Annotated in this window: 16 protein-coding genes; all 16 read right to left on the bottom strand. The window is 68.8% G+C overall.

From position 1 onward, the window contains the following. Positions 1 to 216: 216 nt before the first annotated feature. A complete protein-coding gene (locus AC4OR5_RS28870; protein ID WP_003088158.1) occupies positions 217 to 753 on the bottom strand; it encodes an HIT family protein in 537 nt (178 codons plus the stop codon). Positions 754 to 795: 42 nt separating this feature from the next. After that, positions 796 to 2,436 carry an alpha/beta hydrolase gene (locus tag AC4OR5_RS28865; protein ID WP_031636243.1) on the bottom strand — a complete coding sequence of 547 codons (1,641 nt, stop codon included), beginning with the start codon at positions 2,434 to 2,436 and terminating at the stop codon, positions 796 to 798. Further along, positions 2,433 to 3,644, bottom strand: a complete 1,212-nt coding sequence (locus tag AC4OR5_RS28860; RefSeq protein WP_003158858.1) for an MFS transporter — start codon at positions 3,642 to 3,644, stop codon at positions 2,433 to 2,435. Before AC4OR5_RS28860 ends, AC4OR5_RS28865 begins: the two co-directional genes overlap by 4 nt. Position 3,645: 1 nt before the next feature. Further along, complete coding sequence (locus AC4OR5_RS28855) at positions 3,646 to 3,834, bottom strand: hypothetical protein (protein WP_003088166.1); 189 nt, start codon at positions 3,832 to 3,834, stop codon at positions 3,646 to 3,648. Then, complete coding sequence (locus tag AC4OR5_RS28850) at positions 3,831 to 4,982, bottom strand: PepSY-associated TM helix domain-containing protein (RefSeq protein ID WP_003088170.1); 1,152 nt, start codon at positions 4,980 to 4,982, stop codon at positions 3,831 to 3,833. Before AC4OR5_RS28850 ends, AC4OR5_RS28855 begins: the two co-directional genes overlap by 4 nt. Before the next feature lie 40 nt (positions 4,983 to 5,022). Continuing rightward, positions 5,023 to 7,437, bottom strand: coding sequence for a TonB-dependent receptor (locus tag AC4OR5_RS28845; protein ID WP_116271264.1), 2,415 nt, complete (start codon positions 7,435 to 7,437; stop codon positions 5,023 to 5,025). A 208-nt stretch (positions 7,438 to 7,645) separates the two neighbouring features. After that, positions 7,646 to 8,596 (bottom strand): FecR domain-containing protein, encoded by a 951-nt coding sequence (locus AC4OR5_RS28840; RefSeq protein ID WP_033939578.1) that lies wholly within the window; start codon positions 8,594 to 8,596, stop codon positions 7,646 to 7,648. Beyond that, on the bottom strand, positions 8,593 to 9,099 hold the full coding sequence (locus tag AC4OR5_RS28835; protein WP_003088185.1) for a sigma-70 family RNA polymerase sigma factor: 507 nt from the start codon (positions 9,097 to 9,099) through the stop codon (positions 8,593 to 8,595). The genes AC4OR5_RS28840 and AC4OR5_RS28835 overlap by 4 nt, the downstream gene beginning before the upstream one ends. A gap of 91 nt (positions 9,100 to 9,190) precedes the next feature. Then, positions 9,191 to 9,871 (bottom strand): hypothetical protein, encoded by a 681-nt coding sequence (locus AC4OR5_RS28830; RefSeq protein WP_058160131.1) that lies wholly within the window; start codon positions 9,869 to 9,871, stop codon positions 9,191 to 9,193. Between the two features lie 106 nt (positions 9,872 to 9,977). Further along, positions 9,978 to 11,204: a DUF2599 domain-containing protein gene (locus AC4OR5_RS28825; protein ID WP_003112111.1), complete on the bottom strand. Its 1,227-nt coding sequence runs from the start codon at positions 11,202 to 11,204 to the stop codon at positions 9,978 to 9,980. Positions 11,205 to 11,772: 568 nt separating this feature from the next. Continuing rightward, the gene (locus AC4OR5_RS28820) at positions 11,773 to 13,320 is read right to left on the bottom strand and encodes a PucR family transcriptional regulator (protein WP_058160130.1); all 1,548 of its coding nucleotides are present in this window, start codon (positions 13,318 to 13,320) and stop codon (positions 11,773 to 11,775) included. Positions 13,321 to 13,383: 63 nt separating this feature from the next. Next, on the bottom strand, positions 13,384 to 14,616 hold the full coding sequence (locus tag AC4OR5_RS28815; RefSeq protein ID WP_023108105.1) for an aromatic amino acid transport family protein: 1,233 nt from the start codon (positions 14,614 to 14,616) through the stop codon (positions 13,384 to 13,386). 44 nt (positions 14,617 to 14,660) lie between these two features. Next, complete coding sequence (locus AC4OR5_RS28810; protein WP_003088200.1) at positions 14,661 to 15,008, bottom strand: cupin domain-containing protein; 348 nt, start codon at positions 15,006 to 15,008, stop codon at positions 14,661 to 14,663. A gap of 12 nt (positions 15,009 to 15,020) precedes the next feature. Continuing rightward, positions 15,021 to 16,421 (bottom strand): NAD(P)/FAD-dependent oxidoreductase, encoded by a 1,401-nt coding sequence (locus tag AC4OR5_RS28805; protein WP_034026001.1) that lies wholly within the window; start codon positions 16,419 to 16,421, stop codon positions 15,021 to 15,023. A 193-nt stretch (positions 16,422 to 16,614) separates the two neighbouring features. Continuing rightward, a complete protein-coding gene (locus tag AC4OR5_RS28800) occupies positions 16,615 to 17,313 on the bottom strand; it encodes an anaerobic ribonucleoside-triphosphate reductase activating protein (RefSeq protein ID WP_003088207.1) in 699 nt (232 codons plus the stop codon). Beyond that, positions 17,310 to 17,456, bottom strand: coding sequence for an anaerobic ribonucleoside-triphosphate reductase (nrdD, locus tag AC4OR5_RS28795; protein WP_003111560.1), 147 nt, complete (start codon positions 17,454 to 17,456; stop codon positions 17,310 to 17,312). Before nrdD ends, AC4OR5_RS28800 begins: the two co-directional genes overlap by 4 nt. Positions 17,457 to 17,495: the final 39 nt, after the last annotated feature.

The following is a 17,495-nucleotide window of genomic DNA, read 5'->3' as shown; positions in this document are numbered from 1 at the left end:
CAGGGCTCGGGAGTTGCAACACCACTCCATGAAGCCGGATATACGGATGCAGTCGTACACAGGTTTGAAATCAAGACAAACACTGGCAAACCGGGAGGAGTCCATATACGAATAACGCCACCGGCGTTATCCGCCGCTGCGCTGGCGTTTCATGGCGGATAACCGCAAGCGGTTATTCGCCCTACGCGGCCTCGGAACCCATCCAACCGCATGCGGTCATGCGCCCTGCGCGGGCTCGGAGTCCGGCCCAGGCGATGTTCGGGGTTGGACGCCGTAGCCGAATGCCCGGCGCAATCCGGCGATCGCCTGTTGCCGATCCATGCCGCGCACGGCCGGTGGATCGGCGCGTTCGCAGAATTCGCGCCAGACGAACAGGGTCAGCTCGGCGCCATCGGTAAGGGGTTCGGCGGTCGGCACGCCGAACTGCTGGAGCGTCCGGTAGCGCGTGTCCTCCCAGAACAGTTCCTCGACCCAGTCGTACAGTGGAATCAGATGGAAATGCACCGGCAGGCCGGGCATGTGGCCGTAGCGGCCGACATAGATGCGTCGCGGCCGCAGCAGCGCGTCCATTTCGCGCTCGACCCTGGCCAGCAGCGGCCCGAATTCGGCGAGGGCTTGTTCCGGCAGTTGGTGGAAGGCCGTCGCCGGTTGCCGCGAGCCGAGCATGCAGTAGCCGGGCAGGGCCGAGTCGATCCGCTGGTTCAGCGTCCAGTGGCGGGTCTGGTGGATGATCAGCTCGGGCGGGATATGCATGGGGCGGCGCTCCGCAGATGGGGCGCCCACTGTAACCCGTCGTCAGGGAAGATCCAGCCCGGTCTTGCGCCGTTTCATTTCGTCGATGCGTTGTCGCAGCGCCAGGCGCTGGGCTTCCGGCTTGGCCAGCCACCAGTCGCGCACCGCCGAGTTGTCGTAGCGCGTCAGCCAGGCGGGGAAGCGCGCCATCTGCGCTTGCGGAAAGTCGTTGGCGCGGCCGCGCAGGTAGTGATCGAAGAAACCCAGCACCAGGGTATTGGGAGCCTGGATGAGGATTTCCGTCGGTGCCGAGCCGAGCAGCCCGTCGCGCAGCGGCCGGCGGATGAACAGCGGATTGTCGGTAAGCCCGGCATGGGCCGAATCGCGCAGTACCAGGCGATGAATGTCCTGGCGCTGGCCGGCGTGCTCGAAGCGTTCGTAGGAAAAGTCGTTGAAGCTTCTCGGGCGGGCCGGCGGTTCGATGCCGAACAGCCGGTAGAAGTTGCCAAGGTCGGCGTGCAGCATCAGCAGCGGCGCCGGGAAATCGCTATCGAAGGGCGCGAAGTCGAAGTCGCCGCCGTCGAGGTTGACCGCTGCCGCGCAGCGTCGGTCGACCATGCAGACCGCGCCGGTGGTCGAGCCGCCGAAGGACATGCCCATCTCGCCGGTGTGCGCGAAGTCACTGGCGGCCACCAGGTCGGCGACCCTGTCCGGGACCTCGCCGGCCTGCAGGCGGTCATGGACGAACAGGCGGTCGGCCAGCCATACCGGCGCGCTGAGGTTGACGGCGCGGTTGGCCGGGGCGGGCAGGTCGAGGGCGGTGTGCAACTGGCCGTCGAGGCGCTGGTCGAGATCGTCGCTGACATAGCCCTGGCGCATGGCCTGCGGCAAGCCGTCGTGGGCGGCCCGACGCAGGTGTTCGACCAGCCCGGGGTCCATGGGCAGCAGCGTGCCGTCGGGCAGGCGGGTCGGCGACGCGTCGCCGCTGTGCTGGATGGCGTAGACCGCGTAGCCGTGGCTGGCCAGTTCTTCCATCAGGGTCCAGTTGCCGCCGGCGAAGGCGCTGTAGCCGTGGCTGTAGAACACCACCGGCAGGCGAGCGGAGTCGTCGCGTAGCGGGGCGTCCGGATAGGAATTGGTGCGCAGGTGCTTGAGGTAGGCGAGCAACGGCGGAAAGCCGAGTATTTCACCGAAGCCCCGCGCGGTGCTGCGTGCCTCGTCCGGGTCGAAGTAGTGGCGTGGTGCGGCGCCGGCGATCGGGCGCGCCGGGTACCAGGCACGTACCAGCAGGCGCCGCGGCTGCCCGGCCGGGGCGCCGAGCAGGCCGGGCCGGCTGGGGTCGTCCAGTTCGAAATCGCGCACGCCGACCGCATAGGGGCCGCTCGGCGCCGGTAGCGGCGCGACCGGGAACAGGTACAGCGCGGCGATTGCCAGCAGCACCAGCAGGCCGTACAGCGAACCGGTCCGGAACGGCAGGCCGCGCACGGGCTTCCGGCGCAGACAGGCGCCGAGCAGCAGGGAGAAACCGGCGAAGGCGCCGACGCCGGCTTGCCAGCGGTCGTCCCATACAGCGTACAGGCCGGCGCCGAGCGCCAGCGTCGAGGCGAGCGCCAGCAGGCCACGGCGGCCGGGCAGGGCGGGTATCCACCAGGCGAGCAGGGCCGCCAGCAGGGTCGCGACCAGCAGCAGGTCGACAGCGGTCATGGTGCTTCGCTCCTCGTTTCCACGGGGCGCGTCGGTTGGCTCGGCCAGAACGCCGCCAGCGCCAGCAGCAGACCGACCAGCGCGTAGGGGGCGCGGCTGTCCAATTGGTGGAGCAGCGCGCCGAGCAGCGGCCCGCTGATCAGGCCGAAGCCATGTACGGCCACCAGGGTGCCGGCGGCGGCACCCTGTTCCTCGGCGCGCACGGCATTGGCGTTGAGCGCCGAGACTGCCGGGAACACCCAACCCATGCCCGCCGCGGCGACGAAGAAGGCCAGCCAGAGCAGCGGCGGCGAGTCGGCGAAGCACACGGCGGCGAAACCGATGGCGGCGACCAGCCCGCCGACCCGGATCAGTCGCGGCGGTGGCCAGTCCAGGCGGCGCACCAGGAGCTGGGCCAGGATCAGCGCGACGCCCACGGCGGTCAGGGCGATGCCGGCCACCCGCGCGGCGTCGGCGGAATCCAGGCGCAGCCGGTCGAGGGCGAAGAAGCCCACGGTGATCTGCGCCACGGTGACGCTGAACATCGCCACGAAGCCCACCGCCAGCGGCCGCCGCAGGCGGCGGTCGCCGATCGCCAGGGCGGCGCCGCGGTTCGGCTGGCGACGCTCCTCGCGCGGCAGCCAGCGCCAGAGCGCCAGCAGGGCGACCAGGGGCAGCGCGCCGGTGACCAGCAACGGCAGGACCAACCCGTGAGTCGCCAGCAGTCCGGCCAGCCCCGGCCCGATCACCATGCCTATCGCGCTGGCCGCGCCGAGTCCGGCCAGCGCCGCGGCGCGTCGTTGCGCCTCGACGTGATCGGCCACCAGTGCCGCCGTGCAGGCTGGCACCGCGGCGTAGAAACCGCCGGCGAGGCCGCGCAGGAGAACGATACCGGCGAAGGCGAGCAGGGTCGGCAACGTCCAGTGCAAGGCGAGCACGATGAACAGGCAGAGCGAGCCGTAGGAGAGGGCGAAGCCGGCCAGCCCGCCGAGCAGTATCCGCCGTCGCCCATGCCGGTCGCTGGCGATGCCCCAGGGCCGCGCCGCGAGCATCCAGGCGATGCCGCCGACGGTCACCGCGGCGCCGGCCTGCCAGGGCGCCAGGCCGAGCTTGCGGGCGAGCGGGCCGACCAGGGCGACGAAGGACATCACCGCCAGGGTGCAGACGAAGGTCTCGAACATCAGCGGACGCAGGTCCAGGGTGTTGGCGGAGGGCGGCGGGGTAGTCATCTCAGGGGTTCCTTCGGGTTCGCGGCAGGCGCAGCCAGACCCAGCCGACCAGCACCAGCGGAGTGCCCAGGGCGAGCCAGGAGAGCAGGTCGTAGAGGCCGTCGCCGAGCAGCGCCGAGAGCAGCCCGAAGAGGCCGAGCAGGGCCAGTAGCAGGGGCCAGCGGAAGATCATCCAGAGACCGCGCCTCATGCCTTGCCCTCCGTCGCCAGGCTGCCGTCCGGCAGTTCCGCCAGGCGCTTCTCCAATGGCGTCTTGCGTCGGCCGAGCCAGAGGTAGAGACCGCTGGCGAGGATGACGATGCTGACGAGGTCGAGCAGCGCCCAGACGATCTTCAGCGGCATGCCGCCGTAGTCGCCGAAGTGCAGCGGCTGCGACAGCAGGAGCGTCTTCACGTACAGCGGCATCTCGCGCATGTCGGTGAGTTCGCCGCTCTGCGCGTCGATCAGTGCCGGCTTCAGCAGGCGCTCGGTGAGCGGCGTGTTGCCGCGCATGAACACCGCATAGTGATGCTGGCTGCTGAACTGGGTGCCGGGGAAGCCGACGAAGCTGACCTCCATGTCCGGCGCCGCCCGGCGTGCCGTGGCCAGGGCCGCGTCGAGCGAGCCGAGGCGCTGTAGCGGCGGCGCGTCCTTGTAGGGCGCGGTCATTTCCGCCAACTGCCCGCCTTGCCAGAGCATCAGGATCGGCAGGGCCAGGGTGTTGATCACCCCGGTCACGCCGACCACCAGTACCCAGGACAGGGTGACGATGCCCAGCAGGTTGTGCAGGTCCAGCCACTTCAGGCGACGGCTGCGTTCGGCGCGTACCGTGGCGAAGTCCAGCTTGCGCATGAACGGCGTGTATACCACCACCCCGGACACCAGCGAGGCCACCAGCAGCAGGCCCATCAGGCCGAGGAACAGGTAGCCGGGCAGGCCGAGGAACAGGTCGGTGTGCAGCTTCAGCATCAGGTACATGAAGCCGCCCGGCGGCGGCAGCGCGTCGAAGAATTCCCCGGTACGCGCGTCGAACGGCTGCATGTGGCCGTTCTCCGGCGGCGGTACCAGGCTCGGCGCGCTGATCACCAGGCCCAGCGGGTCGTCCTTTTCGAATACCAGGAAGCGCACCACTTCGCCCGGCCGGGCGGCCAGGGCGCGGGCGATCACGTCGTCGTAGTCGATGCGCGGCGACTCGGCAGTGAGCGGCTCGAGCTGCGGATGCGGCTCGAAGTAGTGCTCGATCTCCTCGTGGAAGATCAGCGGCAACCCGGTGAGGCAAAGCATCAGCAGGAAGATCGTGGAGATCAGGCTGGTCCATTTGTGCACCAGGTACCAGGTGCGCAGGGTTTTCGCGGTCATAGGCTGGTCATCGGCGGTTTCTGGTTATGGTGGGGCGGACTCAGAAGTCCGCCGTGAGGGAAAGGGAAAGGGTGCGCGGCGAGCTGATCGACAGGTAGCCGTTGGCTGCGGTCCAGTAGTCCTTGCCCAGCGCGTTCTCCAGGTTGGCGCGCGCCACCAGCGGCTTGTCGGCGACCTGGAAGGCGTAGGCGGCGCCGAGGTCGACGCGGTTCCAGTGCGGCACGGCGAGGGCGTTGGCGCTGTCCACATAGGCCGAGCCGGTGTAGATCCAGCGGCTGTCGAGGGTCAGTCCGTCGACGAACGGGGTGTCCCAGCTGACCCCCAGGTTGGCCTGGCGACGGGCCACGCCGGGCGCGTCCTTGCCTTCGCTGGCAGGGTCGCCGGTCTTGTTCTGCTCGGGCTTGATGTAGGTGGCGCCGGCCATCACCCGCACGCCGTCCAGGGGTTCGCCATAGAGGCTCAGCTCCACGCCGCGGTTGCGTTGCTCGCCGTCGGCGCGGAAGACGTTGCTGGCGTCGGTATAGGCGTTCGGTTTCCTGATCTCGAACAGCGCCAGGGTGGTGGTGAAGCCGCCCAGGTCGTACTTGGCGCCGATCTCGTATTGCTCGGCCTTGTATGGCGCCAGCACCTGGCCGGCGTTGGCCGCGGTCATCGGCGCCGCCTCGCCCTGGCTGAGGCCCTGGATGTAGTTGGCGTACAGCGACAGGTCCTGCAGCGGCTTGACCAGCACGCTGGCCATCGGCGTCCACACGTGCCGCTTGTCGTGGCTGGTGCGCGCGCCGCTGGTCTGGTCGTAGTTGCGCGACTCGATCTGCTGGCGGCGCACGCCCAGGGTGACCTGCACGCGATCATCGAGGAACGACAGCCTGTCGGCCAGCGCCACGCCGCCAAGGTCGGTTTCATTGGTCTTCGGAATGCTCCCGTCGAGGCTGGAGAAGTCCGGCAGCGGCGTATGCGGCGAGGTCTGGTAGAGGTTGCCCGGCTGCATCCCGGTGAAGGCATAGACCATGCCCAGCCGTTCGTGCAGGCGGTTGGCGCTGAGCGTCCAGTCGTGGCGGAGCGGGCCGGTGTCGAAGTTGCCGCGCAGGCCGACCTCGGCGGAATAGGTGCGGCGGTCGCCGCGCTGGCGTGCCAGGCTGTTGACGATATCGCCCTGGTTGCCGATGAGGATGCTGTTGGCGGCGATGGTTTCGTAGTTGCTCTGGCGGCCGCCGATGCTGGCGAACGCCGTCAGGTTGTCGGCGAGGTCGTACTCGCCGCGGTTGACCATGGAGTAGTCCTCCTGGTCCAGGTAGGAATCGCGCAGGCCGAAGCGTGTCTTCGAGTCCGGGGCGTGGGGGATGTGGGTGGTTCCCGGGCCGGTCAGCAGCGGGCGCACCACGCCTTCCAGGCTTTCCTTCTGGTACAGCAGGTCGCTGGACAGGCGCAGGCGCTCGCCACGGAAGTCCAGGCCCAGGGAGAGCATGGGAAACTCGCGGCTCTGATGGTCGACGGCGGTATCGCCGTTGCGGTAGACGCCGTTGAAGCGCACGCCGAAGGCGTTGTTCTCGCCAAAGCGCCGGCCGATGTCGAGGTGAGTGCCGAGCTGGCCGCGCTGGGTCCAGTCGACGCTGACGCGGGTCAGCGGCTGGTCGTCGGCGCGCTTGGGCACCAGGTTGATGGTGCCGCCGACGCTGCCGCCGGGGGAAATCCCGCCGAGCAGGGCGTTCGGTCCCTTGAGCACTTCCACGCGCTCGGCGAATTCGATCGGTACCCGCCAGAACGGCAGCAGGCCATAGAGGCCGTTGAAGGCGACGTCGGCGTTCTGCACGCTGAAGCCGCGAATCGTGTAGCTGTCCACCAGGTCGCCGCGCCCGCCGACCACCCGCACCGACGGATCGTTGGCCTGTAGCAGGTCGGCGACGCTGCGCGCCTGCTGCTGCTCGATGGTCCTGGCGGTGTAGCTGGTGATGCTGAATGGCGCGTCCATCACGTCGGCGTTGCCCAGCATGCCCAGGCGCGCGCCACGGGCTACCTGGCCGCCGGCGTACTCGGCAGGCAGGGTCTCGGCACCGGCGGCCTGGGCGGTGATCAGCGAGGATTGCAGTTCCAGCGCGCCATCGGTGGCTGCCGGCACCAGGGTGTAGCTGCCGTCGCTGCGCTGCTGCAACTCCAGGCCGCTGCCCAGCAGCAGGCGGTGCAGCGCCTCGAGCGGCGCGTAGCGGCCGCGCAGGGCGGCGCTGCGGCGACCCTCGGTGAGCGCCGGGTCGAACGCCAGGGACACCCCGTTGTCGCTGGCGAAGGCCGACAGGGTGCGACCGAGCGGGCCGGGGGCGATGTCATAGCTGCGCGCCGAGCTGGCGGCGGGCGCCTCGGCGGCAAGCAGGGCGGGGGCCGCTCCGGCGAGGGCGAGGGTCATGGCGGCGGCGTGGATGGCCAGGGACAGCGAACGGGGGCGAAGCGTGCGTACGGGCATGTACAGGGTTCCTCGTGGTCTCTGCGGACCTTGGGTCGGGGCGGATTCCTCTACTTGCCAGCCGAGAAGGAAAAAGGTCTCAGGTCGAGGCGGTTATTTTTCTGCGGAGCACGGTATGTCGATGGCAACGCCTGTTCCGGCGCAACGGCGGACGGCCTGCCGGGGTGGACGCGAGGGGGCGGTTGCCACGGGGATGGCGGCCGCGCCGTCACGCCGGCACCAGGCTGATCCAGTAGTCGGTCACCCCGCGCACCTTCAGCGGATAGGTGGCCTGCAGCATGCCCAGCGTGCGCCGCAGGTCCAGCAGCGGATAGGCGCCCGACACCGCCAGCCTGGCCAGTTGCGGGTCGCAGCGCAGTACGCCGCGACGGTAGCGGGCGAGTTCGGCGAGCACCTCGGCCAGCGGCATCCGGTCGGCCATCAGCATGCCGCGGGTCCAGGCGTCCGGCAGGCCGTCGAAGGCCAGCCGGCGCGCTTCGCCGTCGGCGCCCAGGCGCACCGACTCGCCGCTTTCCAGCCAGCGCCCGCGTCCGTGGAGCGGGCTCAGTTCGACCCGCCCGGCGAGTACCGCGACCCGGGTCGCGGCCATCTCCTGGCGTACGTTGAAGCGGGCGGCACCGGCATGCAGCCGCGCTTCGGCGGTGGCGACGCGGAACGGACGCGGGTCGGCGCGGCTATCGACGAAGATCTCGCCGCGCAGCAGGCGTACCAGCCGCTGGCTGGCGTCGAAGGCGAGGTCCACGGCGCTGTCGGTGTTCAGGGTCAGCAGGCTGCCGTCGGGCAGGGTCAGGCGGCGCTGTTCGCCGACGCCGGTGCGCTGGTCGGCCAGCCAGTCGCGCAACGGCTCGGCCTGCCAGGTGGCGAGCCCCAGCGAGGCGCCGCCGAGGACCAGGGCGAGGTGCTTGATCGCGCGCCGCCGGTCCAGCCCGCGCTCGCGGCCGAGGGTCGGCAGGGCCAGCGCCGGCGGCAGTCGGCCGAGGCATTGCAGCAGGCGCTCGGCGCGCTCCCAGGCATGGGCGTGCTGTGGGCTGCGCTGCCGCCACTGGGCGCACGCCTGGCGCGTGTCGTCGGTGCAGCCGCTGTCCTGCAGGCGCACCAGCCACTCGGCGGCCTCGTCGAGGATCGGCGAGGGAATCCGGCTTTCGTCCGCGGCGTTCATTCCATCAGCTCCAGGCACTGGCGGAAGGCCTGTTGCATGTAGCGCTTGACCGAACCCAGGGACACGCCCAGGCGCTCGGCGATGGCTTCGTACTTCAGGCCTTCGATCTGCGCCAGGAGAAACGCCTGGCGGACCCTGTCCGGCAGGCTGCCGAGCAGGGCGTCTACTTCATGCAGGGTTTCCAGCACCATCAACCGCTGTTCCGGCGGCGGCGCGAGGTCTTCCGGGAGGTTGGCCAGGGCATCGAGGTAGGCGCGCTCCAGCGACTGGCGCTGGAACCAGTTGATCATCAGCCCCTTGGCGACGGTGGTCAGGTAGGCGCGCGGTTCGCGCGCATCCAGTACCCGGCGCGAGGCGAGCAGGCGGGCGAAGGTGTCCTGGGCCAGGTCGGCGGCGTTTTCCGCGCAGCCCAGGCGTCGCCGCAACCAGCCTTGCAGCCAGCCATGGTGGTCCTGATAGAGATGGCTCACAGCGTCGTGCAGGGAGGCGTCGGCCGGCGGCATGGAGGGGATCGCTGTTGTAATTGAGAATGAGTCTCATACTACTTACAGCGAGGGCATGCCTACAAGTCCCCCGGATCGGCGGCGCAGCGCCTCAGGCGTTTTCCAGGCCGTACTGGAAGAAAGCCATGTCGGCCAGGCGTCCGGTGGGATAGAGGAGCCCCTTGCGGGCGGTCTCCAGGCGCGGGAACGACAGCCTTTCTTCGCCGATCAGGCGGTGCAGCGCGGTGAGGGTCCCGCCGTTGACCCTCGTCAGGCCCCGGCGTGGATACAGCGCGCGACAGGCGGCCACGTAGTGGCGGTCGAGGGCGGGAAACTCGCCCCAGACGCCGAGGAGGATCTTGCTCTTCAGGGTGTCGGTCCAGCTCACCCGACTGCTGAGGGCGTCCATCGACCCGAGTACCGTTTCCAGCAGCTTGCGGTTGTGCGCCAGGCGCGCGCCGTTGCCGGCGAAATCCACCAGGGACAGCTCGAAGAGTTCCGCTCCGGCACCGCTGAAGAGCTGCCGGGCCAGCGCTTTCATCAGGTCCAGGTTGCTGTTCTGCAGCAGTCCCGAGGAGCCACGGAACATGCCCCAGTTGGCCAGGTAGAAACCCAGGTGCAGGGCGGTGGTGTCGAGCTGTTCGGGGGCGGTCAGGTCGTCCCAGCTGCGACTGGGGTCCCAGACATACTCCCAGAGGTACTCCCAGGCCCTCAGGCGCGGGTATTCGTTGCCCGGGGCGGGCGCCAGGCTGGCGTAGTAGCGGTGGACATAGCGGGCGGCATCGAAAGCCATGCGTTCGTTCCCTGGCGGCTTGGAAAGACGGCATGGTAGAGCGTGTGATATCAAAAGGCCATATCGCTGTTCGCAGGGGACGCCGTAGCGCCCCCGCGGAGCGGCCTCAGGTGTTATTGCAGCCCTTGGCGATGGAGTCCTCGTTGGAGGTGTACGGCCGCGAGGGTTCCAGGTTCCACTCGGGCTTGTTGCGGGCGACGTTGAAGTGGCAGACCAGTTGTCGGCGCATGCTGCCGATATTGCTGTCGCGGTTGTCCGGGTTGTCCTTCCATTCGCTGTCCAGGTAGTGGTCGACCACCAGCTCGTTGAAGAAATTGTTGGTCTGGTTGTCCTGGATCTTGCGCCCGCAATCGGTCGGTACCACTTCCAGGGTCATGATCTTCTTCCTGAAGCCCGGATCGTCGCGCTCCACCCAGGTGGCGCTTTCCACATAGCGCTCGCAGGCATTCTTCTCGCTGGTCGGGTAGATCGCCTGCTTACGCCCGTCGTAGGCGAACTGCGCGTCCTGCTGGCGGGTCTGCGGCAGTCGCATGTTGATGATCGGGAGGAATGCCTGGACCGACTGATACCACTGGATCTGGTTGAGCCGAGCGCCCTCCAGGCCGGCGTCCTCGGTGTAGAACGCGGCGAGGATCGACGGCGACTTCGGCGGGTTTTCCTCCCACTTGGCCAGGCGCAGTTCGTTCTGGGTGGTGAAGGATTCGTCGGCGATCTGCGCCATCGCCCGGATGCTCTGGTAGAAGGCCGGGCCGGCGGCGGTATTGCGCTCGTCGCGGACGTCGAAGGAGCACTGCCGCGAATGGTCACCGCGGTTCTGCCGGTAGTTCGCCGCCCACTGCTCGGCGGTGCTGACGTTGATGTCCTGGCAGGACTTCTCGACGCTGTTCGGCGTGCGCCGCGAATCGGTGCAACCCTGCTGGGCGCGGTCGTCGGTGGCGGCGTCGATGGGGAAGGAACAGAGCACCGCATAGTCCTGGTGGTCCTTCGGATTACCGAAGATGGTGTCGAAGATGAAGCCACTCTTCAGGCCATAGGCGAGCTTGCGGTACTTGGCGTCCTTGCGCAGGTAGGAGGCGGAGACGCCGCCGCTTTTCTGGCTCTTCGGACTGATGCTGTAGAACATGTAGTCGGTCGAAGGCCAGGTGGCGCGGAACAGCACGCCGGAACAGAGGAATGCCGGCTTCGACGGTCCGCCGCAATCCTGGCGGGTGTCGTTGTACAACTGGTTGAGCCGGGCGACCACGTCGTTGCCCCGGTCGGCCTGGGCCGCGGGTGTCAGCGCCAGGCCGGCGGCGGCGAGAAGGTAGAGAAAGGTGGATCTGCTTCCGTTCATGGGATGGACTCCACGCAGGTTCGAAGGAGCGGGCCGGGGGCGGCCCGGTTGGTCCCGATGGGGACGAGCGCGACGGGCGGATCGCGGGGGGATGAAGCGCTTGCGACGGTATGGCCGTCGGCGTTGGGACGTCAGTGGGACGTGGTGGCGCCAGTCTGCAACCGGGCGCTGCCGGGAATGCCGGGCGACCCCGGCGGGCGCTGGGCGGCGGGGGCCTGCCGAGCGCGTGGGGGAAGTCGCTCGAGGGAGGCGGTGAAGACCGCCGGCGGAGATACGAACAGGGTGGGTAGCGGGGCGGATACAGCGTCGATTCCGTTACGCATCGCAGGCCTCCTTTGCGCCGCGCCGATGGGCTTCCGTCTTACCGTTCGAGCCTAGAAGCGCGGGCCGCGCCGCTCCAGCGGTGGGGTGGCTAGCTAGCAAGGGGGATTAATGCATTCGCAACGGCGCTCGCTGCGATGCACCGTGGTCCGGCATCCACAGGCCACGCCGCTGTCGGGCAACCGTTCCTGGCCGCGCCTGTTGGCGGCGGCGTCGCCCTGCAAGCGCCAAGTGTCGGGTTCCGCCGTCAGTCCATGTCGCCGCCATGGTGCGCGGACTGCTCCAGGAGGCTGCTCCTCGCCGTCCTGCCCCTCGCTTCCGGCGACAGCCGGGTTGCCTGCAAGGCGAACCAGAGGGTCGCCACATCGGCGGTGCTGTCCAGCGAGCGACCGCTGATTTCCTCGATGCGGCGTATCCGGTAGACCAGGCTCTGCTTGTGTATGTGTAGCCGCTGCGCGGCGTTCAACCAGGACCTGTTTTCCTCGAGAAAGACCTGCAGCGTGTATAGCAGTGCAGAGCCATTGGCCGCGTCATAGTCGTGGAGGGCGCCGAGGACCAGGCGGAACGCCCGCTCGGCCTCGGCGAGGCTTCTGGGTAGCCAGGGCGCCTCGTCGTCCAGTTCCGCGTAGCGACACAACGGCCGCCGGGAATGGCTGTGGGCCAGGGCCAGGCGCGCTTCGCGCAAGGCCTCGGCGCAACGTTCGGCACGACGGAGCGGAGCGCTCATTCCCAGCGAGCTGTCCAGGGCTTCCTGCAGTGTCGAGGCGAGGCCGGCCTGGTGCAGCAGAATGATTTCCTGGCCTTGCGCGCGAACCAGCAGGCGTGAGTCGTGGCCCCGGAAAAGACCGATAGGGTCGGTCGCGAGCCCCTCGGAACTTGCCACGGAAACGACTGCATCGTCGAGATCGAGCCCGGGCAGCAGTTCCTCCAGCCGCTCCTCGGCTTGTTCCCGGTATAGCCGTCGTTGCAGCAGGTCGTCGAGCAATTCCGAACCCAGGCGCAGGTGGCGTTCGCTTTCGACGCGCAGCCGTTCGATCTCTATGCCGAGCACTGCCGTCAGGTGGTGCAGGAGACTGTAGTCCGGCAGCCGCTCGCCCAGGGCTATCAGCAGGCAGTTCCGGTCGGAAGGAATGCCGATGCTGAGCGCTTCGCCTTCCGCGAGCGGATGGCGAAGGACCATCGGCTGCGGCTCCGCCTGCTCGCGACGGCGGTTGCGCAGCGCGTCGGCCAACTCCGCGGGCAGCCCTGGCAGGTCTGGCTGCCAGGCCGCCAGGGTGTCGGGAACGATGAGGTAGAGGCTGCTCCGCACGTCCTTGCCGAGGCGTTGCAGCAGCGCCGGCAGGCCCAGTCCCTGCATGCTCAGCCGGGCGCTTTCGTATATCCGGGCCAGGGCGTTGCGGCGCTCGTATTCGTCTTTCTGCCCCGCATCGACGATGGCCCGGGTCACGGCGGCGAAAGGGACGCCGTAGTGGGTGAGAATCAACGGGAAGCCCAAGGCCTCGGCCGTCTCGCGCAGGGCATCGAGGTCGCTCGGGGCTTCCATGTTCTCGCCGATCATCATGCCTGCCAGGCCGGCCTCGGCCAGTCTTCGGACGTAACGCCGTTGCCGCTCGGCGTCGCTCGGTATGCCCAGCCCGGTGGTCATCAGCAGGTCACCCTCGCCGAGCCATTCGGTGGGGTCGTCGAGTTCGCAGACATGCGCCCAGCGAACCGGGCGGTCGAGGCCGCCGGCTCCGCTCAGCAGGCGTGAACGGAGTTCGGGGAGGGCGATCAGGTGGCGGATGCTCTGCGGCATGTCCAGGAAACTCCAGGCATGGGCCTTCAGTGTAATCGCCCCGGGCGCAGGCAGCGCGCCCTGTCACCAACTGGCGGGCAGCATCCCCAGTGCCGAGGCGATCGCGTAGACCCCGCTGGAGGCGAACACCAGGACGATCAGCCCCTGTATCAGCGGATGGGCATACCAGCCGCAGCTGAATGCCGGCAGTTGGTCGCCGTGGCGTCGCGCCGCGTTGAGCAGGAGGATGGGGATGATGCCCATCAGTACGCCGCCGAAGGTACCGGCGAAGTACAGCGCGTTCACGAAGCCGCCGAGCCCCGCATAGGCCAGCAGGAACGGCGGGACCGAGACCGCGGCGAGCACCGCCAGGCGTTTGCGCCGGTTGGTTTCGCTGCCCAGGCGGAAGTGGTCGAAGATATTGGTGAACAGGCACCCGCCGAGTCCCCAGTAGGAGGTCAGCATCGCCAGCAAGGCGAAGGTGTTCGCCACGTAGTAGGCCCATTGGCCGAGGGAGCGTCCCCAGCTCAAGGTCGCCACCTCGCTGAGGTTGTCGGGGCCGACCAGGGCGATGACCGAGGCAGGAATGGCCGCCACCAGCAGGAAGGTCAGCAGCATGCCGACCACGATCAGGCGCGGCAGGCGCCCGGGGGTTGCCAGGTTGCCGCGCACCAGCTCCGGAACCAGGAACTGCGCGCCGAACACGAAGACCGCCAGGTTGAACACTGGAACCACGTATTGCCACTGGCTCTGCCAAAGGTGGGCGAGACGGGCGTCGTCGTGCATCAGGGTCGCGCCGATGAGGATGCAGACGATGGCCACCATGCCGGCGCTGATCAGCTTCTCGCCCACGCCGAGCGCCTTCAGGCCCAGGTAGAGCACCAGCGCCGAGGGGACGAAGAAGATCAGGCTGCCGACCTCGCGCGTGAGGCCGTACTGGCCGAAGAACTCGAGCATGATGTTGCCGCTGCCGGTCATGTAGGCGACCAGGGCCCCGTAGCTGTTGGCCGCCACCGCGATGAAGATCAGCCAGCCGCCGAGCGGGCCCAGGTAACGCCGGGAGAGGCCGCTGAGCTGGTTGTTGCCGCGGGTCCTCAGGCAGGCTTCGGTCACGTAGAGCATGGTGACGATGCAGAAGAGGCAGGTCAGGGCCAGGCATACCAGCAACGGCACGTAGCCGACCTTGCGGGCGGCGTAGGCCATGCTCAGCACGCCGGCGCCGATGTTGGTGCCGATGATGATCGCGATCGTCTCGAGCGAGCCCAGGGGATGGGCCTTGAGGCCCGATGCGTTGTCGTTCGCTTCTCGCATACCCATTTCTTGTTTCCTCTGTCAGGGCGGTGGAGTTCGGTTCTTCGGGGTCAGTCGAAGATCAGGTAGGTCTTGCGCACGGTCTGGCGGATGTCCCAGGTGCCCTGGGTGGCAGCGGCGAAATAGAGTGCGTCGCCGGCGCGAAACTCCACGGCCTGGCCTTCGTCCGGGGTGAAGCGACCTTCACCGCTGACGATGTAGCTGTACTCGGCCTGCTCGACCTGTCGGCGGAAGCGCCCCGGGGTGCATTCCCAGATGCCGGTCACGCCGTTGCCGTCGGCGAGCGGGCGGTGGGCCGCGGTACGGGTCAGGGCTACCGGTTCGCCCAGGGGCTGGCCGACGGGCGTGGGCGAGGTGAAGGGACTTTCGTCGTCGAGACGGATGAGCGAAGGGTTCATGCCATGGGCTCCTCAGGATTTGTCTTCAAGGCCGGCGGGGGCGAAGCGCGCGAGAAAGCGGTCGGTGGCCGAGGGCGCGGTACCGGCGAGTTCCGCGCGCTCCTTGCGCAGGACGGCGTTGCGCACCAGGGAGCCGCCCAGGTAGCGCAGCGGCTCGGGGGGGAAGCTCCGGCAGCGGCGTTCTACCAGCGGACAACGGCTCCACGGGTCGTCGCGGCCGAGGGCGAGGCTGGCGAGGATCCGCCCGCCCAGGCGGCTCGGTCCCACGCCGTTGCCGCTCCAGCCGATGCCGTAGTGGATGTTCTCGTGCAGGCGGCCGAAGACCGGCAGGCTGTCGTAGGTACGGTCGATGGGGCCGGACCAGCCGTCGACCAGCGGGATGTCGCCTAGCGAGGGATAGGTGCGGCGGAAGTCGGCCTCGGTCAGGGCCAGGCTCTCCCGGTCGACGTCGAATACCCGGCCGATGCGCGAGCCGTAGCTGATGGCGCCGGTGCCCTTGCCGAAGGCGATGCGCCCGTCGCGGGTGGTGCGGTAGTAGTCCACCATCAGTTGGGAATCGGTGATGGCTTCCCCGCCGGTCCAGCCGATTCGCTCCAGCCGTTGCGGTATCGCCTCGGTAACCGCGATGGAACTGTTCACCGGCACGATCAGCCTGGAGAGCCTGGGCAGGGCGGCCGACCAGGCGTTGGTCGCGAGAACCACCGCCTTGGCCTGGACCCTGGCCCCGGCGCTCAGCAGCTGTGCCGGCTGGCCGGGAACGATCTGGCTGACGCCACAGCGCTCGTGGATTTCCACGCCGAGGGCCAGCGCCACGCGGCGCATGCCTTGCACCAGCAAGGCTGGTTGCACGGTGGCATTGCTGCGCTCGAAGACCCCGGCGAGATGCACCGGCGAACCGGTCCGGCGTGCCACTTCGCTGGCGTCGAGGCGTTCGAAGGGACTGACGCCGAGCCGTTCGCAGGCGGCGAGGGTATCGTTCCAGGCGTCGAGGTGGTGCGCCGTGGTGGCGGTCCACAGCCAGCCCTTCTGCTGGAAGTGCGCATCGATGTCATGCCGCGCGCAGAACTCCCCGAGTTCCTGGATCGCCCGCTCCGCGCTTTCGCCAAGGAAGCGCGCCTGTGCCTCGTTGCAGAAGCCCAGCAAGGTGCCGATCTTCGGCCACCAGGACATCACGAAACCACCGTTCCTGCCGGAAGCGCCGCCGCCGCAGACGTCCTGCTCCAGCAGCAGGACCCGTGCGTCCGGCTCCAGTTGCTTGAGGGTGATGGCGGTCCAGAGCCCGACGAAACCGCCGCCGACTATCGCCACGTCCGCCGAGTGGGTGCCGACGAGGGGCGCGCAGGCGGCGTCGGCCAGGTCGGTCGAGCGCATCCAGTGGCTGGGGGTCAGGGGAGGGGTGAGCGTGAGTTTCATGGCGCGGGTCCGGGGTCGCTGAATCTGGAGCAAGGGTGGCGAGCGGCGCCGTCCGCGACAATTGGACGCAACTAGGAATCGAGAAGGTGCTCTCGTACGATCGTATGAGCCTTGTGAAGAGCAGGCCTGGTCGGGACTGCCCGCCCTGTCCGAGCGAGCTGGCAGGCCCGAGCGGCGCCGCTGAACCGGGGGCTCAGGCGTCGCGCAGTTCGAAGGCGGGAAACAGCTCTTCCAGTTCTCGCCATAGCTGCGCAGCGCCCTGCGGCGCGGGCTTCGCGAGAAGCTGCGGATCGAGCTGGCGGGCCGGGCGCGCCAGTTGTACGGCGAAGCGCTCCACGCCCATCGCGCGCAGGCGCGTCGCCAGGCGCCAGAGGCGTTCGCTATCGAACAAGCCCCAGTGCACCGTGGTCCGGCATTCGTAGGCCACGCCGCTGTCCAGCAGGCATTCCAGGCTGCGCCAGTTGGCCGCGCCGCTGCCGTCCACGCCGGTAATGGCGGCGACGTCCTCGGCCGGCGCCTTGACGTCGAAGCCCACCCAGTCGCTCTGCGCCAGCACCCGGGCGAAGGCGCGGGGGTTGATGCCGGCGCTGTGCAGGCCGACGCGGAAGCCCAGTTCGCGGACCGTGCGCATGGCGTCGCCGAGGGCCGCCTGCAGGGTCGCCTCGCCGCCGCTGAAGACCACCGCCTGCAACAGGCCCTGGCGTCGGCGGAGGAAGTCGAGCAGGCGTGGCCAGGGGATTTCCTCCGCGCCGCGCGGCGCGATCAGTTCCGGGTTGTGGCAGTAGCGGCAGCGCCAGGCGCAGCCCTGGCAGAACAGCACGCAGGCGAGCAGGCCGGGGTAGTCGAGGGTGGTCAGGGGCACCAGGCCCCCGACCCTGAGCGTGGCGCTCATCGCGTCTCGCGGAAATGGCGGCGTTCGCGATGCTCGGACTGCTTGCCGGCATTGAACGCTGCCACGGGACGGTGGTAGCCCATCACGCGGGTCCAGACTTCGCAGCGCTGGCGTTGGCTTTCGGGCAACTGGTTGGGGTTCATCGGTGGTACTCCTTGCTGGTGGATGAAAGGAACGACAGG

It is taken from the genome of Pseudomonas sp. YA1 (genome assembly GCF_058680555.1).
Note: the sequence above shows the minus strand (reverse complement) of the source record. Positions and strands in the feature narration are given on the sequence as shown.